General features: G+C 29.7%; 19 protein-coding genes and 2 tRNA genes. 14 read left to right on the top strand and 7 right to left on the bottom strand.

Annotated elements, in window-relative coordinates; all coding sequences use genetic code 11:
• Positions 1–17: 17 nt before the first annotated feature.
• Complete coding sequence (locus B0I03_RS03015; RefSeq protein ID WP_220084597.1) at positions 18–389, top strand: RidA family protein; 372 nt, start codon at positions 18–20, stop codon at positions 387–389.
• A 41-nt stretch (positions 390–430) separates the two neighbouring features.
• Here B0I03_RS03015 and B0I03_RS03010 read toward each other — a convergent pair whose 3' ends face one another.
• The 3 genes from B0I03_RS03010 to alaS all read right to left on the bottom strand — a co-directional run bounded on the left by B0I03_RS03010 (position 431) and on the right by alaS (position 4,158).
• The gene (locus tag B0I03_RS03010) at positions 431–868 is read right to left on the bottom strand and encodes a lipocalin family protein (protein WP_111565995.1); all 438 of its coding nucleotides are present in this window, start codon (positions 866–868) and stop codon (positions 431–433) included.
• Positions 869–938: 70 nt separating this feature from the next.
• Positions 939–1,520, bottom strand: a complete 582-nt coding sequence (locus B0I03_RS03005; protein WP_111565994.1) for a hypothetical protein — start codon at positions 1,518–1,520, stop codon at positions 939–941.
• A 1-nt stretch (position 1,521) separates the two neighbouring features.
• Positions 1,522–4,158 (bottom strand): alanine--tRNA ligase, encoded by a 2,637-nt coding sequence (gene alaS, locus B0I03_RS03000; protein WP_111565993.1) that lies wholly within the window; start codon positions 4,156–4,158, stop codon positions 1,522–1,524.
• A 176-nt stretch (positions 4,159–4,334) separates the two neighbouring features.
• On the opposite strand from alaS, the gene B0I03_RS02995 reads away from it, so the two are divergent.
• The 5 genes from B0I03_RS02995 to B0I03_RS02975 all read left to right on the top strand — a co-directional run bounded on the left by B0I03_RS02995 (position 4,335) and on the right by B0I03_RS02975 (position 7,564).
• On the top strand, positions 4,335–5,312 hold the full coding sequence (locus B0I03_RS02995; RefSeq protein ID WP_111565992.1) for a M23 family metallopeptidase: 978 nt from the start codon (positions 4,335–4,337) through the stop codon (positions 5,310–5,312).
• 72 nt (positions 5,313–5,384) lie between these two features.
• A complete protein-coding gene (locus B0I03_RS02990; RefSeq protein ID WP_026724163.1) occupies positions 5,385–5,717 on the top strand; it encodes a MerR family transcriptional regulator in 333 nt (110 codons plus the stop codon).
• 29 nt (positions 5,718–5,746) lie between these two features.
• Positions 5,747–6,361 (top strand): LemA family protein, encoded by a 615-nt coding sequence (locus tag B0I03_RS02985; RefSeq protein ID WP_111565991.1) that lies wholly within the window; start codon positions 5,747–5,749, stop codon positions 6,359–6,361.
• Entirely contained in the window at positions 6,361–6,798 is a 438-nt protein-coding gene (locus B0I03_RS02980) for a TPM domain-containing protein (protein ID WP_111565990.1), read from the top strand. Before B0I03_RS02985 ends, B0I03_RS02980 begins: the two co-directional genes overlap by 1 nt.
• A 1-nt stretch (position 6,799) precedes the next feature.
• Complete coding sequence (locus B0I03_RS02975) at positions 6,800–7,564, top strand: TPM domain-containing protein (RefSeq protein WP_111565989.1); 765 nt, start codon at positions 6,800–6,802, stop codon at positions 7,562–7,564.
• Positions 7,565–7,622: 58 nt separating this feature from the next.
• On the opposite strand, the gene B0I03_RS02970 is transcribed toward B0I03_RS02975, so the two are convergent.
• Positions 7,623–10,406, bottom strand: coding sequence for an outer membrane beta-barrel protein (locus B0I03_RS02970; protein WP_111565988.1), 2,784 nt, complete (start codon positions 10,404–10,406; stop codon positions 7,623–7,625).
• 130 nt (positions 10,407–10,536) lie between these two features.
• Positions 10,537–11,847 carry a ribosome biogenesis GTPase Der gene (der, locus tag B0I03_RS02965; RefSeq protein ID WP_111565987.1) on the bottom strand — a complete coding sequence of 437 codons (1,311 nt, stop codon included), beginning with the start codon at positions 11,845–11,847 and terminating at the stop codon, positions 10,537–10,539.
• Between the two features lie 212 nt (positions 11,848–12,059).
• On the opposite strand from der, the gene B0I03_RS02960 reads away from it, so the two are divergent.
• A complete protein-coding gene (locus tag B0I03_RS02960) occupies positions 12,060–12,581 on the top strand; it encodes a hypothetical protein (RefSeq protein WP_111565986.1) in 522 nt (173 codons plus the stop codon).
• Between the two features lie 57 nt (positions 12,582–12,638).
• On the opposite strand, the gene era is transcribed toward B0I03_RS02960, so the two are convergent.
• On the bottom strand, positions 12,639–13,523 hold the full coding sequence (gene era / locus B0I03_RS02955) for a GTPase Era (protein WP_026724151.1): 885 nt from the start codon (positions 13,521–13,523) through the stop codon (positions 12,639–12,641).
• Positions 13,524–13,640: 117 nt separating this feature from the next.
• On the opposite strand from era, the gene B0I03_RS02950 reads away from it, so the two are divergent.
• From B0I03_RS02950 to B0I03_RS02920, 7 genes are all read left to right on the top strand, one after another.
• A tRNA-Met gene (locus B0I03_RS02950) sits at positions 13,641–13,713 on the top strand.
• 29 nt (positions 13,714–13,742) lie between these two features.
• Positions 13,743–13,815: transfer RNA gene (locus B0I03_RS02945), tRNA-Met, on the top strand.
• Positions 13,816–13,857: 42 nt separating this feature from the next.
• Positions 13,858–14,061, top strand: coding sequence for a GIY-YIG nuclease family protein (locus tag B0I03_RS02940; protein WP_245902929.1), 204 nt, complete (start codon positions 13,858–13,860; stop codon positions 14,059–14,061).
• Positions 14,062–14,426: 365 nt separating this feature from the next.
• Positions 14,427–15,632, top strand: coding sequence for a site-specific integrase (locus B0I03_RS02935; RefSeq protein ID WP_111566361.1), 1,206 nt, complete (start codon positions 14,427–14,429; stop codon positions 15,630–15,632).
• A 57-nt stretch (positions 15,633–15,689) separates the two neighbouring features.
• Positions 15,690–18,116: a DEAD/DEAH box helicase gene (locus B0I03_RS02930; RefSeq protein WP_111565985.1), complete on the top strand. Its 2,427-nt coding sequence runs from the start codon at positions 15,690–15,692 to the stop codon at positions 18,114–18,116.
• Positions 18,117–18,258: 142 nt separating this feature from the next.
• The gene (locus tag B0I03_RS02925; protein WP_111565984.1) at positions 18,259–19,125 is read left to right on the top strand and encodes an ATP-binding protein; all 867 of its coding nucleotides are present in this window, start codon (positions 18,259–18,261) and stop codon (positions 19,123–19,125) included.
• Positions 19,103–20,158 carry a DUF3871 family protein gene (locus tag B0I03_RS02920; protein ID WP_111565983.1) on the top strand — a complete coding sequence of 352 codons (1,056 nt, stop codon included), beginning with the start codon at positions 19,103–19,105 and terminating at the stop codon, positions 20,156–20,158. The genes B0I03_RS02925 and B0I03_RS02920 overlap by 23 nt, the downstream gene beginning before the upstream one ends.
• A 60-nt stretch (positions 20,159–20,218) precedes the next feature.
• Here the strand turns inward: B0I03_RS02920 and B0I03_RS02915 are convergent, their stop codons facing one another.
• Positions 20,219–25,168, bottom strand: a complete 4,950-nt coding sequence (locus B0I03_RS02915) for a hypothetical protein (RefSeq protein ID WP_111565982.1) — start codon at positions 25,166–25,168, stop codon at positions 20,219–20,221.
• Positions 25,169–25,384: the final 216 nt, after the last annotated feature.

Genomic DNA, 25,384 nt, shown 5'->3' with positions numbered 1-25,384 from the left:
ATTTAATGCAATACAAAATGATTGAAAAAGAATACATCGAACCAAACGAAGGTTTTTCCCAAACCGTAGTAGTAAAAACTGGAAGTTTCAAAACACTTTATATTTCTGGGCAAATTGGTCATGGAAATGATTTAGAATCGCAAACAATCACTACATTTCAGAATTTAGAAATGCAACTTCAAAATGGTAATGCTACTTTTAAAGATGTAGTGAAAATGAATACGTACATAGTAAATTTCAATCCTGAAGTGGATTTACCTATTTTTAGAAAAGTTAGAAAAGAATTTCTTGGAAATGAAAATTATCCAGCAAGCACTTTAGTCGGTGTAGAAAGTTTAGGTAAAAAAGAATGGTTGATTGAGATTGAGGCGATTGCAGTGGTAGAATAAAAAAAATCCCGATAGTGTTTGAAGTTTATCGGGATTTTTCTCTAATTTCTTGTATAAGTTGATCTATAGACAAAAGTTCCTTCAGGTTCTGAAACAGTTTCTCTTAATATTAATTCGTTTGAAGTTAAACTTTCAATAACGTATTCATATTCATAAATCATAGGGTCGAAATTTGTATTCGTAACCGTAAGTGTGTTTCCATTTAAAAACCATAATGAAGTTTCAATTTCATCTAAATTACATTCCGTGTTATAACCATTAAAAGTAATTTCTCCATTATTAAAAAATTCTTGAAAATCTTTATTGGTTGTGCAATCATGTGTGTGATTTTCAAATGAACCATTATTAGTTGTTCCTCCCTTTAAATACCATTTTCCTAAAAGATTTCCTGAATTAATAGCTATTCCGTCTGAATCGTCACTTGAACAAGAACTCAAAATAAGCATCAAAAAAGTAAAAAGGTAAAGTAGTTTTTTCATTTTTTGTTTTGTTTAATTTGTTGCGAATATAAACAAAAACTTACAAGATTTAACTCTTAGAGGTTTTCTTTTATAAATGAAATCTTTTTAATTGAACTGCTAAATTTTTAGCCAGTTTTTCAAAAGCTCCAATGACTCTCTCATGTTCATTAACAACGACTACTGCGTTTTTCTCAAAACCAATAACTTTCTCAAAATGAATTACAAGTAGTTTTTTTGAATTAAGTGAATCTACAAATTCAATTGTTGCAGACAACTTAGAGGGTTCTATTGCGTAACCAGGGTAAATCCAAGTTAAGTTAACCCTCATTAAATAAGGTGAATCATCAACAATTTTGCATTCTCCTTTTTTGAAATAAGTATTAAAATAATTAATGAAAGCTGGATGATAATATTTTTCTCTATTTAAAAACCAATCTCGTCTAAAATTTTCTGCTTTTTCAGGATTAGCTTTCCTTTTTTCCATTTTTTCTTTTAAGAAAGCTTCTTCAGATTCAAAACCATGAACTTCCAAGTTTTCATAATTGAATTCTACTTGATACGCCTTTATGTTCTTTAAATTTTCTATTTCTCCTTCAAGAACTTTATAACGCTGCGCAAAAATTGGACTAAAAGAATTCAACAAAAGAAATAAAAATATTTTAGCTCTCATATTACTTTACAAACTCAATCACTTTATCAATCGCTTCTTTAATTCCACCTACATTTTTCCCTTTTCCTGATGCAAAAAACGGTTGTCCACCACCGTTTCCGTCGATTAGTTTTCCTAATTCTCTGATGACGTTTCCAGCGTTTAGCCCTTTTTGAGCTACTAATTCTTTTGAAATGTAACAGTGAATATTTGGAGCATTATCTTCAACTGATGCTAAGAATACAAATGCGTTTGGTTTTGAAGTTCCAATAGCTTGTGCTAAATCTTTAGTCGAACTCATCGATAAATCTACTTGTTTTGCTAAAAATTGAATGCCGTTGATTTCTTGGAAATCAGTAACTAATGTGTTTTTTAATCCTTCGATTTTTTCTTTAACTAATTGCTCTAATTGTTTTTTCAATTTCGCATTGTCATCTTGTAATGAAGCGACAGATTTTAAAACATCTTGTGGATTTTTCAATACTTCTTTGATTTCCGATAATGTATCTTCTTGATTTTTATAGAAATCTTTAACCGCATCACCTGTTATCGCTTCAATACGACGAATACCAGCCGCTACAGCTCCTTCGGAAATAATTTTGAAATGCCAAATATCAGCGGTGTTTTTCACGTGAATTCCACCACATAATTCCTTGCTATCTCCAAATTCAATCATACGAACATTATCGCCATATTTTTCTCCAAATAAAGCCATTGCACCTTTATCTAATGCTTCTTTGATTGGGATATTTCGGTGTTCTACCAATTGTAATTGTGCTTCAATTTGTTGATTCACACTTGCTTCTACTTGACGTAATTCTTCATCAGAAACTTTAGAAAAATGCGAAAAGTCGAAACGCAAGTAATTTGGATTTACTAACGAACCTTTTTGCTCCACATGTGTTCCTAAAATAGTTCTCAAGGCCAAATGCATCAAATGCGTAGCGGAGTGATTTTTAGAAGTAGAAGTTCTTAAATCAGTATTTACTTTGGCAACAAATCCAGCTTCTACATTCTCAGGAAGTTGTTTGGCAAAATGTAAAATTAAGTTGTTTTCTTTTTTCGTATCGATAATTTCAATCGTTTCGTTAGCAGAAACTAACGTTCCTTTGTCACCAACTTGTCCACCACCTTCTGGATAGAATGGCGTATTATCTAAAACAATTTGGTATAAAACACCATCTTTTTTAGAATCTACTTTACGAATTCTAGTGATTTTAACGTTATTTTCTGTTTGGTCATACCCAACGAATGTTTCTACATTTCCGTCGATTAAAACCTTCCAATCGTCAGTCGTAACTTCCGAAGCTGCACGAGAACGCGCTTTTTGTTTTTGTAATTCCGTTTCAAATTCGGTTTCATTAAACGAATAACCTTTTTCTTTTAAAATCAAAGCCGTTAAGTCTTTCGGGAAACCAAAAGTATCGTACAATTCGAATACTTTTTCTCCTGAAACTTCTTTTCCAGATGTTTCCGCTACTACTTTATCTAGTAATTGTAATCCTTGTTCCAAAGTTCTCAAGAAAGACGCTTCTTCTTCACGAATTACATTGGTAACCAATTGTTGTTGTGATTTAATCTCAGGGAAAAATTCACCCATTTGATTCGCTAAAACTTCAACCAATTTATTGATGAAAGGTTCTTTCGTTCCTAAAAACGTAAATCCGTAACGAATCGCACGGCGTAAAATTCTACGAATAACATAACCTGCTCCAGTGTTTGAAGGCAATTGACCATCAGCAATAGCAAAAGCTACCGCACGAACGTGATCCACAATTACACGAATGGCAATGTTCGTTTTGTTTTGTTCTTCTGATATATTTTTAACTTCGTTTGAAGTATATTTTAATCCTGTAATTTCCTCAACTTTCGCGATAAGCGGTGTGAAGACATCTGTATCGTAATTCGAAGTTACATTTTGCATCGCCATACACAAACGCTCAAATCCCATTCCCGTATCAACGTGTTGTGCTGGTAATTTTTCTAACGAACCATCAGCTTTACGGTTGAATTCCATAAATACATTGTTCCAAATTTCCACTACTTGCGGATGATCGGCATTTACTAATTCTCTTCCTGAAACTGCAGCACGTTCTGCATCGGTTCTTAAATCAATATGAATTTCCGAACATGGACCACACGGACCTTGGTCGCCCATTTCCCAAAAGTTGTCTTTTTTGTTTCCTAAGATAATTCGGTCTTCTGAAACGTATTGCTTCCAAATATCAAAAGCTTCTTGGTCAAACGGAACGTTCTCTGCTGGATTTCCTTCAAAAACAGAAACATACAAACGGTCTTTGTCTAACTTTAAAACTTCTGTAAGAAATTCCCAAGCCCAAGCTAATGCTTCTTTCTTGAAATAATCACCAAAAGACCAGTTTCCAAGCATTTCAAACATGGTGTGGTGATAAGTATCAAAACCTACATCTTCCAAATCATTGTGTTTTCCAGAAACACGAAGACATTTTTGCGTATCGGCAATTCTTGGACTTTTTGGAGTTCCATTGCCTAAGAAATATTCTTTGAATTGGGCCATTCCCGAGTTGTTGAACATCAAGGTTGGATCGTCTTTTAAAACGATTGGCGCAGAAGGAACAATTAAATGCCCTTTTGATTCAAAAAAATTCAGGTATGCTTTACGAATGTCTTGCGATTTCATTATCAATAATTTAGATCTGTTTTTATTTGTTTATTGTGACAAAGAAACGAATTGAAATGTTCAAAAAAATAGCCCAACTAAAAATAAAATAGCTAAAGAATGAAACATTTCTTAAATTTGTTCGTATAACCTATGTCAACCAATAAATTTGGCACAAAAATAGTATATTTTCATATATGTCGAAGGTAAAATATTATTACGATTCAGAAAATTTAGCATACAAGCGCATTCAGACAAGAAAAAGGAAGAAGTTTGGCTATGTTGTGTTGTTTTTGGTGTCTTCGGCGTTGTTTGGTTTTTTAATTTTTCTACTATTGATAAATACGAGTTATTTCGAAACACCAAAAGATAAAATTCAGGCAAGAGAAATTGAAGCTTTAAAATTAAATTACACCGTTTTGAACAAGAAGTTGGATTTGATGGACGATGTTTTAGAAGCGATTGAAAATAGGGATAACAATATTTATAGAATATATTTTAATACGACTCCTATTTCTGAAGAAGAACGAAAAGCAGGTTTTGGAGGCGTTAACCGATACAAAGATTTGCAAGGTTTTAACAATTCTGAGTTAATGGAAAACACTACAAAACGAGTAGATGTTTTAACGAAAGAATTGGTAATTCAATCGAAATCATTAGACGAAATTGTAGCATTGGCAAAACAGAAAGAGAAGTTATTGGCGGCAATTCCAGCAATTCAACCGGTTAAGAATGAAGATTTAAAACAAATGGCTTCAGGTTATGGTTATAGAAGTGATCCATTTACGAAAATTAGAAAATTTCATTACGGAATGGATTTCACTGCTAGAACCGGAACACCAATTTACGCAACTGGCGATGGAGTAGTGTATAAAGCAGATGCTTCGTTATCAGGTTATGGAAATCATATTGAAATTAATCATGGTTATGGCTACAAAACCTTGTATGCCCACTTGAGTAAATACAATTGTCGCCCTGGTCAAAGAGTAAAACGTGGCGATATTATTGGATATGTAGGAAGTACAGGAAGAAGTCAGGCACCGCATTTGCACTATGAAGTCTTCAAAGGAAGCGAACGCGTAAATCCGCTGAATTTCTATTACGGAAGTATTTCAGCAAAAGAATATATAGAAATTTCAAAATTAGCTAACCAAGAAAATCAATCGTTGGATTAACGATTTAAGATTGATGATTAACGATTTCAGAAGTTTTGAACTTGTAATTGAATTTGAACTTGAACTTGAAAAATGCATTTAGAATTAGCACCAAATAAAAGATATTACAGCATTGGCGAAATTGCCAAAGCGTTCAACGTGAATGCGTCTTTGATTCGTTTTTGGGATAAAGAATTTGATATTCTAAAACCAAAGAAAAACGCAAAAGGAAATCGCATGTTCACACCAGAAGATGTAAAGAATTTGCAATTGATTTATCATTTGGTAAAAGAGCGAGGATTTACCTTAGAAGGTGCCAAAACGCATTTAAAAGAGGGGCAGAAAAAAACGCTAGATAAATTTGAAATTATCAGCAAATTAGAAACGATTAAAGCACAATTGAACACAATTAAAAATCAACTATAAACAATTAATAAACTTTAAAATTTAAAACTATGAGAAAATTTTTGCCTTGGATAATAGGAGTTGGAGGATTAGTGGTATTGTTATTAATACTTGGATTTTGGTATGTCGGAATTAAAAACGGAGCCGTTCGTGTAAATCAGGAAGTAAATAAAGAATGGGGAAATGTAGAAACTTCATACCAAAGAAGAAATGACCTTATTGGAAATTTAGTTAAAACGGTTCAAGGTTCGGCTGATTTTGAAAAATCTACTTTAGAAGCTGTAATTAAAGCACGTTCTGAAGCAACTTCTGTAAAAATTGATCCAACGAATATGACGCCAGAACAATTAACACAATTTAATCAAGCGCAAGGAAACTTAAATAGTTCTTTGTCAAGATTATTAGTTACTGTGGAGCAATATCCAGATTTAAAAGCAAATCAAAACTTCTTGAAATTACAAGATGAGTTAGCTAGTACAGAAAATCAAATCTTAACAGCAAGAACACGTTTTAACGAATCAGTTCAAAAATACAACAACTACATTTTGGTTTTTCCTAACTCAATGTTCTTAGGAAACTACAAAGAGAAACCATATTTTGATGCAGTTGCAGGTGCTGAAAAACCAGTTGATGTAGAATTTGATTTCAATAAAGAGAAAAAATAATGTCTAAAACAGAAGATTTCTTATCAAAAGCAGACGAACAAGAAATTGTTCAAGCGATTATTGAAGCGGAAAAAAACACTTCGGGAGAAATCAGAGTGCATTTAGAAGAACATACAGAAAAATCACCTCTTGACCGAGCTCAGGAGGTTTTTTTTGAACTTCACATGCACGAAACACAAGACCGAAACGGAGTGCTGTTTTATGTAGGTGTAGCCGATAAAAAGTTTGCTATAATTGGAGATGAAGGTATCGATAAAGTAGTAGAATCTGATTTTTGGGATTGTACTAAAGATGTTGTTATTGCTAATTTTAAAGAAGGAAATTACAAAAAAGGCTTGGTAGAAGGAATTCTGAGAGCTGGCGAACGATTGAAAAAATATTTCCCATATCAATCGGATGATACAAATGAATTGTCTAACGAAATTTCGAGAGGTTAATATGAAAAAGCTATTTATTCTAGTGTTTTTCCTTTTCGGAATTTATGCTAATGCTCAATTTACAATTCCAAAAGTACCTTCTTTTCAAACGAGTGTTTACGATTATGCTGATGTTTTAAATCCGACAGAAGAAAAAGAATTAGAGAACAAATTGGTTCGCTATTCCGATTCTACTACGACTCAAATTGTAGTGATAACCATTGATGATTTAAAAGGAGAATCTATTGGACTTTTGACTCCAAGATGGGCACAAGAGTGGGGAATTGGTCAAGAAAAAGAAGACAACGGAATTCTAATTTTACTTTCCAAAAACGATAGAGAAATTTGGATTTCTCCAGGATATGGGGTAGAAGATAGATTAACAGCAGGAATTAACGGAGAACTTATTCGAAATATCATCATTCCCGAGTTCAAAGCTGGAAGTTATTACAGCGGTTTAGACAAAGGTGCCGATGCTATTTTTGAAGTTTTAAAGGGAAAATACAAAGGTTCTAGAAAAGAATCGAATAAGGATTTTCCAATTTTGCCAATTATTGTTTTTGTAGTTATTCTAATATTGATTATTTCAAAAGCTAGTAAGGGTGGAGGAAATTCAGGTGGTGGTTCAAGAGGTTTAGATTTAGGCGACATCATCATTCTTAGTAGCCTTGGAAGAGGAAACGGAGGTTTTGGTGGTGGAAGCTTTGGTGGTGGTTCATCAGGTGGATTCGGCGGCGGCTTTGGCGGTGGCGGTTTCTCTGGTGGTGGAGCTGGCGGAAGTTGGTAAATTAATTAAAAAGTAATCATAAAAAAAACTCGTTAGCAATACTAACGAGTTTTTTGTTTTAATCCATAAACATAATACCACCTTCTTTTTTCTTACCACCAAATTTTTCTAATTTATAGGTCAAAGAAAACATAGCATATTGTTGTAAAACGGTATTTTCCATATCGGTAATGGCGGTTGGTGTAATGGTTCGGGTTGCGCTGATATTTTGATTTAAAACATCGTACACTTTTACTTTGGCTAATAGTTTATCTTGGAAGAAATTGTATCCCAAACTCAAATTCCATAAGTAGAAATCTTTTTGAAAACCATCTGCGATATTAGAGTTGTAGTTGTAACCAAAATCACTTCCTAAAACTACTTTTTTAGGCCAGTAACTTGTAATTTCTAACTTAGCACTATGCTTAAAGTTTTTCGTGTTATCAATAACATAATTTGTGAAATCATTTGTAATATAAGTGTATCTATACGATGGATTAATCGTAATCATTTCGTCAATAGACCAAGTAATATTGGCTCTTGGACTTAGTGTCAATCCTTTAGATTCAAATAATGCGGCATTGGTTAAGCCTTGATCATAATTGTAATCAAACTGCAATCCTAATCCATATTTAAAGGTTCTTTTTTCTTTCTTTAACGATTTGTTTAAACTAAAACCAACATAAGTATTATAAGCTCTGTCTACATTTTGATAGGTTGTAGTTGCTTTAAAATCGGCATCATAAGTAGTTGAAGCTACGATTTGATTTACGTTGTAATCTCCTCCAGCATAAGCATAAAAACCACTTCGGGTTGCATAATCATAATTATTAAAGTTGGTATAAAGTGAGTAATTCTCGTTAGGTTTTAAATCGGCATTTCCAATAATAGTATTCAATGGATTTGCTAAATTTTCGAACGGTAAAATTTGATTAGCACTTGGTAAATTTACTTCGTATGAATAATAGCCATAAATCGATTTAGATTTTCCTAATGTAATATTCAAATATCCATTCATTTTTGGATACATATAGTTTTTGTTTACCGTAGTTGAGTTGGATAAATAATTAGATTGATTATTAAAATTTATAATTTCTGTTCCCATAGAAATACTTCCTCGTATTTTTTTCTTTCGAATACTAATTCCAACCATTGGAGTTACGGATGAAGTAGAAGAGATAATATCATTTGAGAGCAAATCATTAAAGTTTGAATACGAATTTAATCCGCTGTCATAATCATAAGTTTCTCTGACATCATTAGATTTTTTATAGTTATAGACAGTTTTAAAATTTAAGACTAATGAATCTTTTAAAGGTTCGTTGTAGCCCATTTCAAATCTAAAACTATCGTCTTTTGAGGCGTCAACTCTAAATTGGTCTCTTTCGTCATTTGAACTTCCTGACTGAAAAAAAGTAGTAGTTGTTTTTGTAAATAAATCAGAATCATTTTTGCTGTTTTCGTTACTCAAAGAAAAATTAATTCCTCTTCCTTTTTTCTTTAACTGCTTATAAAAATAAAGACTATTTTTAAAGGTGTTTTTATTGCTTGACCAATTGTTATTGTTCGTGTTTTCGTTTAAAGCAGTTCCAGATTCATCAAATGTTGCATCAAAACCAGAATTCTTATTTTTTATTTCACTTTTTGTAAAACTTGGACTCCAATATAAAGTTGTTGTTGAATCAATTTTTATTTCAAAATCCATTGCAATGCTATGTCCATCAGAAATAGACTTAGTTTTTGACTCTGCCAAAGTATTTGTATTTCCTGTAGGAAGTAAGTTGATTCTGTTAGTTCTGTTATTATTGTTCGTTTCTGTATTCGAATAGTAGTAACTTCCATTTGGATTGATTTTCTTTTTCGCCCATTCATCAGCGAAGTTTACGCCAATCATATTTGATGTTGTTATACCATTGTTCCCACCAAACTGCATTCCGTTAATTCCAAAACTACCATTATCGTTAACCCAGATTGAGCTATTTCTTCCGCCACCCATATTGTCAAAAATCTCATCCATTGAAAAACCGACAGAGTTGATGTTGTTAGCAGAACCTAAAACACTTACCTTTTGCGTGTCTTTAAAATAGTTGAATAACAAACTTGATTCGTATCGTTCATCTGTTCCATAACCCACATTTGCTTTTCCAAAAACACCTTTGTTTTTATCTTCCTGAATGGTTAAATTAATCGTTTTTTCATCAGAAGTGGCATCTTGACCGGATAATTCTTCTTCTTTAGTTTTGGTATCGGTGACTTGTACTTTGCTAATTATTTCGGCAGGTAAATTTTGAGTAGCAATTTTTCCATCTTTACCAAAGAAAGGTTTCCCGTTGACTAATATGTTATTTACTTCTTTTCCGTTAACGGTAATTTTGCCTTCTTCATCTATTTCAACGCCTGGTAATTGTTTTAATAACGCTTCCACATTAGCATCTGGACGAACTTTAAATGATGAAGCATTAAATTCTAATGTGTCATTTTTAATTGTAACTGGTGGCGCTTCGGATTGAATGACTACTTCTTTTAAAGAACTTACATTTTCATCTAGTTTTATTGAGCCAAAATCCTTATCAGCTTTTAAATTTTCAATTTTTTCTGTAAAATCATTATAACCAATGTATGAAATTTTAAAATAGATGGCATTTTCTATTTTTTTTGTTTTAAAAGTAAAATTTCCGTTTTTATCCGAAATCGTATAATCTATCAAAGTAGAATCTTTTACTGATTTTAAATATATTGTAGCAGATTCTAAAGGAACGGAAGTGTTTTTGTCAATAATTTTTCCTTTTAAAGAAATAGTACTTTGGCTAAAACTCAAGATTGAGAATAAAAATAAAGCAAAACAGGCGATTTTCTGAAACATGAAAGGTGTTAATTAGTTTAAGTTGTAATTAACAGCGAAATAAAATATTTATTGTGTAATTAAAAATTTTCTTACGAATAATTTAACAAAAACCACAAAAAAACCGAAGCGTTAACTTCGGTTTTTTCAATTATTTCTGTCTAAAATAAATATCAATTGGAACGCCACTAAAGTTGTATTGTTCTCTTAGTTTATTTTCAATAAAACGTTTGTATGGATCTTTTACATATTGTGGCAAGTTGGCAAAAAACACAAACTGAGGAGTTGGTGTTGGCAATTGCATGCAATATTTAATCTTGATGTATTTTCCTTTCAATGCTGGTGGAGGCGTTGCTTCAATAATTGGCAACATCAACTCATTGAATTTCGAAGTCGAAATACGTTGTTTTCTATTTTCAAAAACTTCAACTGCGGTTTCCAACGCTTTTAATAAACGTTGTTTGGTTAAAGCTGAAATAAATAAAATCGGCACATCAGTAAAAGGAGCAATTTCTTCTCTAATTTTTCTCTCGTAATCACGTGTACTCATGGTATCTTTTTCAACCAAATCCCATTTGTTAACTAAGATTACAATTCCTTTTCGGTTTTTCTCAGCCAACCAAAAAATACTTTGATCTTGTCCTTCAAATCCACGAGTCGCATCAATAACTAGTAAACAAACATCACTATGCTCAATAGCTCTTACGGAACGCATTACCGAATAAAATTCTAAATCTTCTTTTACTTTTGCTTTACGTCTAATTCCGGCTGTATCTACTAGGTTGAACTCGAATCCAAAACGGTTGTATTTTGTGTCAATTGCATCACGGGTAGTTCCTGCGATATCCGTTACTACAAATCTATCTTCGCCAATTAAAGCGTTGATGAATGAAGATTTTCCTGCATTTGGTCTTCCTACTACACAAAATCTTGGTAATGGTTCCACTTCTTCGGTAACTTCTGGCATTTCAGGTAGCACTTCAACTAATTTGTCTAAAAGTTCTCCTGTTCCGCTTCCGCTCATTCCCGAAATTGAAAAATATTCTCCTAATCCTAAATTATAAAACTCAACTGCGTCTTTTTCACGCATGGCGTTGTCTACTTTATTTACAACTAAAAGTATAGGTTTTTTAACTTTACGAAGTAATTTCGCTACTTCCTCATCCATTGGAGTTATGCCTTCCTCAACATCAACCACAAAAACAATAGCATCTGCCTCGTCAATAGCTAATTCTACTTGACGACGAATTTCTCCTTCAAAAATATCGTCAGAACCTTTGATATAACCTCCCGTATCAATTACCGAAAATTCCTTTCCGTTCCACTCACTTTTTCCATAATTTCTATCACGCGTAACACCGCTTACCGAGTCAACAATAGCTTCTCTTCGCTGAATTAAACGGTTAAAAAATGTGGATTTTCCAACATTTGGTCTTCCTACAATGGCAACAATATTATTCATAATCTTATTTTGAATCGGCAAAAGTACGATTTTTTTTGGAGCTTTTTCCAGCTATCCACTACAACTCCACAATTTTAGCTCTTTTTTTCTAAATTTATTCGGTCAGCTTCTTAGGTCGCTGTCCAAATAAAAAGAAAAAATAGGTCAAAAATTTGCGGGGTTTCCGTTTCTATCTGGGCTAGGATGTAAAATTTATTCAACATTTGTTAAAAATGTATATATTAGCTTTAAAATCAGAAGAAATGGAACCTGAAAAAAGTATTGCACTACGACCAAAGTTTGAAGTCGAATCAAAAAATAGTGTCGATAAAATTTTAGAAAAAGCAAAACAGCTAAAAACTGAACTCAAAGCCGATTATCAAATAAAAATAATCGATGAGCATTTGTATTTTTATTTCAGCAAAGAAAAACGAAAATACTATTCGCCTTTTTTACATTTAGAATTAGAAGCAAATGAAGGTAAAACCATCGTAAAAGGTTTGTTCGGACCTGAGCAATTGCTTTGGACGCTTTTTATGTTTTTGCATTTTATCATTGCAGGATTGTTTTTAGTCTTTGCTATGATGGCTTATACACATTGGTCACTAAAACAATCTGTAGTTTTAGATTTCAGTATTATGGGAATTATGGTTGTGTTTTGGTTTTCGCTCTATTTTATGGCACGATTAAACCGAGAGCGCGGTGTGCCACAAATGCATGAATTAGAAGACTTAATGTATAAGGTTTTGGAATAAAAAAACCTGATGAATATTCATCAGGCATCTTTTATCTTTTATCTTTGCTCTTTCTTCTTACTTCTGGTTATACCCAAAACGTCTCAATTGACGCTCGTTACTTCTCCAATCTTTATTTACTTTAACGTAAGTTGCCAAGTGAATTTGTTTTCCAAAGAATTTTTCTAAATCTTCTCTTGCTTGAATCCCAACTTTCTTCAAAGCGGCACCTTTGTGACCGATGATGATTCCTTTTTGGGTATCGCGTTCTACCATAATTACGGCGCGAATTCTAATGATGTTGTCGTCTTCAATGAATTCTTCCGTTTCAATTTCTACAGCATACGGAATTTCTTTATCGTAATTCAACAAGATTTTCTCACGAATGGTTTCGTTTACAAAGAAACGTTCTGGTTTATCAGTCAAAGCATCTTTTGGATAAAACGCTGGAGAAACAGGAAGTAATTCGATAATTCTATCAAAAACGGTTTGGACATTAAAGTTTTCTAAAGCAGAAATTGGATAGATTTCGGCATTTGGCACTTTATCTTTCCACAATTGCATTTGTTCTTCTAATTGTTCTTGGTTTGATTTGTCAATTTTATTCAACAATAATAAAACTGGAATCTTAGAATGGATAATCTTATTGAAAAACGCTTCGTCTTTTAATTCTTTTTCGCCAATTTCTACCATGTAGACCAAAATGTCAGCATCTTCAAAAGCCGATTTCACAAAATCCATCATCGAATTTTGCAATTCATACGCTGGTTTTATAATTCCTGGCGTATCTGAAAATAAAACTTGAAAATCATCTCCATTTACAATTCCCAAAATACGGTGTCTTGTAGTCTGTGCTTTCGATGTGATAATAGAAAGGCGCTCGCCTACAAACGCATTCATAAGAGTTGATTTTCCTACATTTGGATTTCCAATAATATTTACATAACCTGCTCTGTGCTCCATTTCAATATATTTATGGGTACAAAGGTAGTGATAACGCCTGAAATAGTAGAAAGAAAACATTATTTTTAAAAAAGTCTTGTAATTTTAAATAAAGATTGTACCTTTGCACTCACAAATCGCGGGATAGAGCAGTAGGCAGCTCGTCGGGCTCATAACCCGAAGGTCACAGGTTCGAGTCCTGTTCCCGCTACTAAGAATTATTGAATTACAACCGTACATCGCGGGATAGAGCAGTAGGCAGCTCGTCGGGCTCATAACCCGAAGGTCACAGGTTCGAGTCCTGTTCCCGCTACTAAGAAGCTTCACAGAAATGTGAAGCTTTTTTTATAAAGTTATGGAAGAATTTGTGGTTTACATATTATTATCTAAGGATTATTGTAAAACTTATGTTGGTTTTACGTCAAATTTGATTGAACGTTTTAAATCTCACAATTATTTGAGTAAAAAAGGTTATACAATCAAGTTTAGGCCTTGGCAAGTTATATATGTTGAGTTTTTCACAACAAAATCCGAGGCTTTAAAAGAGAGAAGCTTTTGAAATCAGGAAAAGGCAGAGAGTTTATAAAAGAAATAATTTCTAAACTATAAGCTCGTCGGGCTCATATCCGCCACGGCGGACACAGGTTCGAGTCCTGTTCCCGCTACTAAGAAGCTTCACAGAAATGTGGAGCTTTTTTATTTAATTCTATTCTTATCTATTCTACAAGGATTTTTTAAAAATCTACTTACTTATTACAAATTCAAATTTTAGTTTTTTTGGGTTGCAATTAGGGTTGCAAAAGGCTAACTTTTAGGTTGCAATAAATTTTGTATTGGGTTGCAAAAAGGCTAACATTTGGGTTGCAATTAAATTTTACTTGGGTTGCAACTTTTTTTATTAAAGATTTAAACAATTATTTTATCATGATTACACAACCAATAAAGATATTGTTTGTGATTTCAGCAACCAGGATTAATAAAAAAGGATTAGTTCCTATTGTGTGTAGAATTACATATTTAGGAATAAGAAAGCCATTTGCAACTGGATTATTTATTAAACCAGAGAATTGGAATAATTCATTACAGAAAGCTATTCCTGATGATACTGAACATAAACAAATTAACACTCAATTGAGCCTGATTAAACAAGAAATTAATCAGGCTTTTTTATTTCTTCAAGTTCAAAAAGAACAGTTTGATGTGGAAGACATTTACTTAAAATTCAAAGGAGAAGATATTAAGCCATCAAAAACTTTAATAGAAGTATTTAATCTCCATAATGCAAGAATGGAAAAATTGGTAGGTATTGAGTACACTAAATCTACATTTTCAAAGTTTACAGAAGCCAAACAGCATATAGAAAACTTCCTTTTTCATAAATACAAAAAGAGAAATATAGCTTTAGAGGATATTTCTTTAAAGTTCTTAAATGATTTTGATTACTATTTGAAAACTGAAAAAAAGTTTAAGCAGATTACAATTAATAAAAGCATTCAAAGGGTTAGGAAGATAATTAAATTGGCTATTGCAGAGGGTTTTCTAATGACAGACCCATTCTTGCTCTATAAACCCAAAAAGGTCATAAACTCTATAACTTATCTAACTACTAAGGAACTTTACAAATTAGAGAATCATAAGTTTTCTCAAAAGAGATTGGAACAAGTTAGAGATATGTTTGTTTTCTGTTGTTATACTGGTTTACCTTATCAAGAAATGTCTATTCTAACACAAAAACATATAGTGAAAAAATTTGATGGGAAACTGTGGATTGATATGTTCAGACAAAAGACAAAGAGGCAATTTTCAATTCCATTGTTGCCTAAAGCTATTTCAATAATTGAAAAATACCAGGATGATAAAAGATTGTTACCTGTTGTTAGTAATCAAAAATTCAATTCCTATTTAAAAGAAATAGCTGAGATTATAGGTATTGAAAAGAAATTAACTCATCACATTGCAAGGAAAACCTTTGCCACAACTGTATTGCTTTACAATGATGTTCCAATAGAAGTGGTTTCAGAACTTTTAGGACATTCCAAAATTTCAACTACTCAAGACCATTATGCAAAAGTGGTTCAGAGAAAAGTTAGTGAACAGATTTCAACTTTAAGCAGAAAGTTGGATAAATGATGCTTTATAAATAACTGTGTTGTAATATCTTTACAGCACAGTTTTATTTTAAGTTTTATGAGTACAATAGATTTTGATTTAGTAAATGTTCCAGTAGAATACAAAAAAATAAATATAGAGGATTTTGATTCTAATTATTATAACTCAACTAAAGAGTTTATTAGTCCTAATCCTGAAACTGGTTATATTTCAGAAGAGTTAATGCCTATTTTGATAAGGGATTTAGAAGTAAAAAATACAACTGTAATAAATGCAGGTACTGGTCAAGGAAAATCAAAATGTATAATTGATATTGTTTCTGAATATATCAATAAAGAAGATTATATAGTTGTTTTTGCATTACCATATAATAATTTGATTGAACAATATTATAATGAATGTAAAAGAATTGTAGATGAAAGAAAAATTTTTAGTTTATTGAATTTGGATAAACCTGAGCCAAATACAAAATTTGTTTTTGGAGCTGTAAATGATGAAGACTTTATTAATAAATCAAAAACTAATAATTTTAAAGTTCATATTTTGACAGTGTATGCTTTGCTTGAAAACCCAGGAGAAGATGCATTATTCCAATCTAATAAAAGAAAGAGATATTTTAAAAGCCTTATTAAATATTGTGAAACAAATAACAAAAAAGTTGTTTTAATATTTGATGAATTACATGACTCTATACACACTTTTAAACAAGAATATATTTTTAATCTTTGGAGATTAAAAAATATAGTTCATAAAAATTATGTGATTAGTGCAACATTTAATGAATCTTCAAAAGAAATAATAAAATATTTATCAGAGTTTACAGAAAAGAATATTCATATAGTAGAATCTGAAAGAATAATAATAGCTGAAAAGCAAGGTGATTTACATTTAATCCTACATCAAGAAAATAATGATATTGTAGAAAATGAAAATTTAAAGAGTCTTTTTAGAACACTTTTACATAACAATAAAAGGTTTGATGTAATAGTATATTCTAAAAGTCAATTAAAAAAAATGCAAAAAAAGACTTATTTTAAAGATATTGATAGGTCAATTTTAAATTTTTGCTATAATGATATTTTTAATCCAAACTTTATAAGAAAGTACAATAATAGTAAAATCAATATTGGAACAAATTTTTCAACTGGAATTAACATCACAAAAGAGAATCATACACTTGTAATAATTCTGCCACCAAGAACAGATATTAAATACTTCAACAACAAAGGAGTATTTACTTCAGGATATGTTTCTATTCTTCAAGCAGTAGCAAGATTAAGAAAGAAGGGAGATATTTATATTGTTATGTCTGAACCTTTGGAAATTTTAGAAAATAGTTTGCCATCTTTCATAGAAAATAAAAATGGAATAACTGAAATACTTCAGAAATATCAAACATTAGGCTCAGTAGAATATTATGATATTAATTCTCAAAAGAATGATTTAGTCAATGCTTATGTAGATTATACATTTAACATAAGAAAAGCAAAGAAGAACATTGAAGAAGTCAATAGAACTGGGATGAACTTTTTAGACTATTTGAGGAAGGAACAGTTTGTTTTGCAAAAAGGAGAAACATATTTAAATAGTGTTTTTTTTAATGGAGATTTATCTACTTATGTCTTTTATATTGCAATTACAAATCAGTTTACAAATTGTAGATTAAAATCAATAGACTTTAATCCAGACATTTATTTTGATAGTGAATCATTTGTTGAAAGTATCAGACAACACTATTTAACTGTGGTTAATTCAGCCTATAAAAATAATTTAGCTCAAACAAATTTGATGGCTTATTCAGGTCATCAAATTTTTACAATATTTAATTCATTTTTAAATCAAAGAAGAGTTTATTTAGACAATTCATTAGTTGAAACAAATAAAATTAAAGAATTAAAAATGTACTTTTTGATGAATGTTTTAACTCTTGGAGAACCCATAAATGAAGAAAGAATTAGAGATTATAGAAAACTAATCAAATCTCTTTATTTCAAATCTTGTTTAAGTCAAGTCCTTAATTTAATCTCTACAGGAGTAACCATTTCATTTGAAAATGAAAAATTAAATTTTTATTATAACCAATATAAGAATTGGAATGAATTATTACAAGTTGTTAATGAAGAGATTATAAATCAAAAAGGAAAAAGTTTACTTAATACTAAAGCATCAAGTTTGTTTATTCAAAAATTTAATGAGCTTGATATGTTTAATAAATTAAATAGATTAATAAATGAAGATGTTGTTATTAATCTTGATTTATTCCCATTATATGATACTTTTAAAAGATTCAATAACAGCTCACAGGCAGGACAATATTTTTATGAACTTTTAATCGAGATATTTTTTAAAGTAAATGAAAAAAAATCTCAAAAATTAATTAATGGTAAAAAAGTTCTGCACTACAGAATTGAAGAATCTTTTTCACAAGAAAATTTTAGAAAAGAGTTTTATGTCAATATGTTATTTAGTAATTCTGAAATAATTGGAAATAATCTAATAAATTAAATCACATATTTTCCTAATTGTATATATATAATTTAGGAAAATATATGACTTTCTAAAAACCAATCTCAATCAAATGAGGTTGGTTTTTTTGTTTGTATAAACCAGGAATCTAAAATATTAATCAATTTAAAAATTATAAACTATGCAATTAAGACAATCAGAAAGAAGAAAAGCCAAGATAAAAATGGCATTGCAAGGTTCAGCAGGTAGTGGTAAAACTTATTCAAGTTTACTACTTGCGCAAGGATTGACAAATGGTGATTTTAGTAAAGTTGCCATTATTGATACAGAAAATGGAAGTGCTGATTTATATGCACATTTAGGTAATTATAATGTGCTTACATTAACTCCACCATTTACACCAGACAATTACATTAAGGCAATTAATGTATGTGAAAAAGCAGGTATAGAAGTAATAATCATAGACAGCATTAGCCATTGTTGGGATTACTTACTTGATTATCATTCTTCATTAGCTGGAAATTCATTTACCAATTGGGCAAAAATTAAACCATTGGAAAAAGCCTTTATGGATAAAATTCTGCAATGTGATGCTCATGTAATTGCTACAATGAGAACCAAACAGGATTATGTTTTAAATCAGAAAGATGGCAAGTTTATTCCTGAGAAAGTTGGATTAAAAGCAGTTCAAAGAGATGGTATTGATTTTGAATTTACTTTGGTGTTTGATATTGATATCAAACATTTTGCTGTTTCAAGTAAAGACAGAACAGGCTTATTCATGGGAAAACCTGAATTTACAATTAATCCATCCACAGGAAGAAAAATTTTAGAATGGTGTAATAGTGGTACAAATCTGCAAAGTGCCAGAGAAAAGATTAAAAATACCAGGAATCTTGAAGAATTAAATGTGTTGTATAACCAATACAGCAATTGGAGAGAATTGTTGGAATATGATTTTAAACTTCAAAAAGATACCATTAATTCAAAAGAAATATTGTTAAACCCAAAATCATTAAGTACTAATGGAAGCACAAGTCATCATTGAATCAAAAATAAACCAGGAATCACATAGATTAATTCCTGTAAAGCCAACTAATAACATTATGAATCCTGGTACTTTTCAGACTAATAATGTTATAATTCCTGGTACTACAAAATTTCCAAACAAACCTTTTATTGAAGCCAATACACAAGAAATTAGTTTACATAGTTTACAAAATGATTGTGTAATTCCAGTTTTCAGTAAAGATAATGAGAGGACTATTTCACACCAGGAATTTATTGAAATTGCACAAGAAGCAGTTTTAAAAGTATTTCCACATCATACTTTTGAGAATCCTGAAATTAGAGTAAGTCATCAAATTAAAGGCAGAACTCCAGAAGCAATCCATAAAAATGTAAAAGACTTGTTAGACCATGAGAGAACTCAATATTTTGAAAGAATGGCTTTTATTATTAGGATTCCAAGTATTGTAGATAAAATAAATGGAAATGAAATTGCTCTTACAATAGGTGGTGTTAGAAGCTACAATTTGGAAAACTTGTACAATAAAAAGACTTTTGAAAAATTTAAGTTCTTTATTGGATTCCAGAATAAAGTATGCTGCAATTTATGTGTTTGGAGTGATGGTTTTGTTGATGATATGAAAGTAAGTTCTTATCAAGAATTACAGACTAAAATTACAGAAGTAATTCAAAATTATAATGCTGAAAAGCATTTGTTAGGAATGAAAGAGTTTGCTAAACATTCATTAACAGAAACTAAATTTGCTCAATTAATTGGTAGAACAAGATTATATCAGCATTTACCAAAAAAGGATAAAGTATTGATTCCAAATTTAAACTTTACTGATGGTCACATTAATACCATTGTAAAAGATTATTTTGAAGATGATAGCTTTTGCAGAAATGAGCAAGGAGATATAAACCTTTGGAATGTTTATAATCTTTTTACACAAGCCAATAAATCTTCTTATATAGATACTTTTCTTGATAGAAATGTGAATGCCTATGATTTTACAAATGGTATTCAGAAAGCACTGATTGGTAATGGAGATTACAGTTGGTTTTTGAGTTGAAAGTTTGTGCCTTTAAAGGCACAAACTATTTTTCAGAGTAATAAATTTTTTAAAACATGTTTACAATGTAAAGCCTTTGTATGAAACTCTTTGTTTATTTATCTCCTTTTTTGTTCTTGAAATATAGCCTTTTAAAATTTCTTCTAAAATATTTAAAGCTTCATTAGGTTTCATAACAGAGATTTCACTGTCTCTTTTTATTCCCAAGCTATTAAAAGATGTTCCTAATCTTAACCCCCCATTTTTAGTAATAATCCATCTGTCATGAATTGGTCTGTAATTTTTATCTTCTTCTAGCCAACAAAAAGTGAAATTTGTAAATGGAGGGAATTCGTCTGAAATTTTTTTCCAATAATTTTTATATTTTTCTTCAGTATTATCCTGAAATATGTCATCAGTTGCAATGATATTAATATCAATGTTTGGATTTATTTCTTTTATGATTTTTAAAATTTCTAAATCTTTTACTCCAAAATAAGAATCTGCATAAATAACAAAATCATTCATTTCATCAATCATCCAATTTCTTATAAAGGCTAATGCACTTTCTCTATTACCTGGCTTTACAGGTAGATTTGAAGAGAAGTCTTCATCTATGAAGAATTTCTTAGTTTCTGTTTCAGATTGTTTTCTTCTTTTTGATAAAATTTGAATTAAGTTTGTCGCTTTAACAATTTCCATAAAATTTCTTTTGTTGATTTCTTTAAGTTCATCGGTTACATTCTTTGGAAGAATAACTTTTGAACAATTAGATATGTAAAATAAAAAAACTGGAATTGTTTCATGCAATGGCATTTTGTTTCCTAAACTCAGATATTTTGCAACATCAGGAATTTTTTTAGTCGTAATTTTTCCAGAATTTAAAGCTCCACATGCTTTATATAGCGCTCTAATTATAGTTCTGTTATTATTTCTTTCTTTTTGTTCTAAAGTTTCATTATTTTTAATTTTATTGGCAATTTCTAATGTGTTTAAATACTCATTAAGAAGTTTCTTGTTTTTTTGTTTATTATTTTCGTTATCAATTGATTTTATTAATTCTTTTGCAAATGACGAATCTATTCTATAAATGGAGTCAATAATATTTTTTTGATAATTATACATATCTCTTCCTTCTTCAAATGTTGTTGAAGTTGCGAAAGCTTTATTCACCACATCTTTCCATCTTGTTCTATTAATTTCATACATTTTTTCAGAAATATGAATAACCCTATCTACAAATTCATAATGACTATCCAAACAATTTAGATCATTGATTATTTCATCAAATAGTTTTCTTCTATCCTCTTTTGAAATTTTATCACTTGGGATGTCTTCCAGTAAAATAGCTTTTACAAAGAGTTTGTCAGATAAATTAGGGATTTTTTGTGCATCTTGAATATATTTACCCCAAGAATTATTTTTTTTATCTAATAGTTCTAACTTGATTTTAGAAACAATTTTATATCCGTCATGATTTATATTTTTTGGGTCAGGAAATTTATTATCTATAACAGAATTTAATTTAGATATAATTTCTGTTAATTGTATTTTTGAAATAACATTTGATGGAGTGTTATCAATCGCTTTATAAATAGTATTAATAAGATTATAAACTTCACAATCTGTTTCAACTAAATTAAAAAGTGAGATGGTTTTAATCAAATCATTATAATTTATCTCATATTTATCAATTTCACCATCATATATTTCAAAAGGATTCCTTTTATTTATATAAAAATCAAAAATTATTGAACAAGCAGATTCTCGTATATATAAGGATAGGTTTTTAATATATTCAATAGCTAACTCTGAGTTATAAAGATGTACAAGAATTAATGATTCTAATACAAAATCAATATTAAGGTTTTTGTGAATTATTCCTTGTACTAATGGAAAAACATGAGTGTCATATATTTTTTTTGTTAAAGAATGGTTGTCTGATAGGTAGCTTGAAATCCCAATCTCTGTCCATAATTTTAGTTTTTCAATTTCTGAAGGTAAACTTCCAATTAATTCTTCTATAAGTTTATAATCGTTCTCTGTATTACTATTATTGATTAACAGAGCATTGTAAGCTTTAGCCATTAATGATAAACTATACAAATATGTCTGAGCAATAAGTTCAGAGTCAATCCAAATTTCATTTTTATTTTTTACATTTTTTTCAAATATTAATTTTGCATAATCTAAATCAATTTTAGCAATTTCTGAGCATATTACAAATCCAACATCAATTTTTTCCCAATCAGCATCAATTTTTTCCCAATCAGCATCAATTTTTTTCTTGATTTGTGAAGATAATCTGTTTTTCCACTCAATATTCTTTGAGATAATTTGATAATTTAATAATAAGCAATAAACACGATTTATTGGGATTTCTACAATATCAATTTTATTTGTGAAGTAGAATAATTCTTTGATAACATCATAATGAAGACTCTTGGCTTCAGAATATCTCTCAAGAATACTCTTTAAAGCAATTCTTTGAGGAATAATGTTTTCAAAGGATTTATCAATTTCTATTAATATATTGTTTTTTATTTTTTTTAGATTATTTTTCAAATAACTATCTAATACAAGTAATCTTGACTTGTCTCTATTGTGAAGAGTATTAATGCTTTCACAAATCTTTAATCCTAAGATTGGGTTTACTTTACTGATGGTCTTTAAAATATTTTGGCAAAGTTTATAATGATTTGCTGTTGAATTTAAAAGTTCATTTGAAACCTCAAAGATTCTATGATAAACGAATTTTACTTTAGGTGAAATATCATTAGAACTAATTATATGTAATTTAGCATAGATTTCCGCAAATGCCTCTAATCTAACGAGTGAATCTTTTAAATCTTCAACTTCTTTTATGATATTGTTAAGAGTTGAAATTGATTTATATTTATCTAGTGTAAATTCGGTATGAAACAAATTTAATTGATATATGTACTTGTCTTTAGAGAGTCCTAAATCAGTCAAGTTTTTTTCAATTTGCTTAAATCTCAAATAAATTTGTTTTTTCTTTTCAAATTCATTTACGTATGCTAATTGAAATGATAACTCTTTAAGAATTTCTATAGATAATGTTGATTGTGAGGAGTTTAAAATTAATTCATCTAAGGCTTTGTTTATTACTAAATCAACATCTTTTCTATGTTTATTATTATTACTAAGCCATAATCTCAATAGTTTTAATTTTTCTTCAGAATCAGTTAGTTTTTTTACTTCATCCAAAACTCTTGAAGAAGAATAATTACCTACTAAAAATGAAATCGCTTGATTTATTTTTTTTACTGAAGGATTATTTAATTTTTGTATTGCAGATATTTTCTTATTCTGTTCCCCTTCATCTGTTGAACTAGAATTAATTGCAGCAACAGATAGTTTTGCTACAATCCAATCATTAATGTCTTTGTTAGATGAGTTATTAGACGAGTTTTCAATAATTTCAATAGCTAAATTTGGCATCGCATATATCAAATCAGTAACAATTTCATATATAACATCACCTACATCTGATAAATCTGTGTTTTTGTAAAGTTCTCTTATTAAGCTTATTAAGTCTTCATCAACTTTGTTATTGATTTGCTTTTCTTTTTTTGCGACTAATGCTAATAATCTTAATCTGTCTACTTTTAATACAGCACTTTCAGCAAGTAAAATTGCTCCTGTAAAATCATTCAATGAAATTCTTGCTAATATTTCTGATTCCCAAAAAAGATAATTATCAAATTCATTTACAATACTTCCTTGAATTGAGTACCTTAATAAATCTGCAAAATAATTACATTGTTCAGCTGCTTTATATCCCATTTCAATACTCTCATTAACTCTTTGAAGTGTTCCAGTACTTTGAATTGTTCCCAATAAAAACTCTTCATTAATTAATGGTATAATTTTATTCCATTCTCTTTTTTCAGCATAAATTTTACTTAATTCAAATTTTGAACTTAAATTATCTTCACTTAAAAAAAATTTTTCTAATAATTCATCAACTTTTGATTTGTTTCCCCTTAAAATATTTGAAAAGTATTTTTTGTGTGCGTTTGAAACAAAATTCAGGTAGTTATTTTTTTCTTTTAGGACGAATATGTTTTCAATTTTCTTTCTAAATTCAATTAATTCAAATTGATTAATTTTTGCTAAGTCATTTACATGTAGTGAATTATTACTCAATGCTACAATTGAAATTACAACATTGTTAAAAACATCTTCTAACTCAATTTTTTCACAATCTAATTCAATCCATTTATTATAAGTTTCAGATTCTAATATTTTTTTTAATGAATAACCATGTTTTTTTATTAACCTTTTTGAAGTTTCCAATCTACCTGGAAATCCTTTAGTAATTTTATAAAGTTCATCAATCTCATTTTCTTTTGGACTTTCTATTTCTAAAAATGATATTACTTCTTGTTTTGTGAAGCCAATAATTGTAATTGATTTGGATGAAATTTTTTTAAAGTGTGGATTTAGGTCTAAAAAATCAGTTTGCTTACCAGTAATTATTACTTTAAACGAGTTTTCAGCAAATGGAATGTTTTCAAAAATTTTATTTATTAACTCCTTATATTTTTCAATGTTATTCTCTAATCCATCAATAATGATGTAAATTTTATCCTTACTATTTTTAAATTTTCTTCTTAATTGAAATAATGTGCTGTTAAAGCTTTGGATGCTTATTAGACCTTCATTTTCAATATCACTCAAATTGTCACCAAGTATGAGTCTTGCTTGAGATACAAAATTTGAAAAATAATAATCGATTTGATAATCCATTATGTTCAAAGGATTAAAAAAAATTGAAATTGTATTATTAGGATAAGTATTGCAAAAAGTTGCACAAATTGTTGTTTTTCCAGCATCTTCATCTCCCTCTATAAAAATTAAGTCGTTTTCCTCTAAATCCATAACAATTTGTGAGATATAATTTTCTCTAGAAGTTATTTCATTCCATTTTTTGTTTGGAAATCCTGTTGAAAAATATGACGGATAAATAATTTCGGTTTTTGGCTCTAAAATTTTAGTATTATTCATGTAAAAAGCAATTAATTAATGTTTTTAATTTTATATTAAATACCAAGAATTAAATTAATCGGTTAAATTATTCATAAAGATAATATTAAAATTTAATTTAAAACTTTCTAAAAAAAATTTTATAAAAATTTTGAACACACAACCTACCAGAACTAAATAGCCCCCACTTGTTTAGAGAATCAAATCCCCCTACCCAAAAGGTTAAGAAGGTATTTT

This window comes from Flavobacterium aquaticum (genome assembly GCF_003259835.1).
GTDB lineage: Bacteria > Bacteroidota > Bacteroidia > Flavobacteriales > Flavobacteriaceae > Flavobacterium > Flavobacterium aquaticum.
Note: the sequence above shows the minus strand (reverse complement) of the source record. Positions and strands in the feature narration are given on the sequence as shown.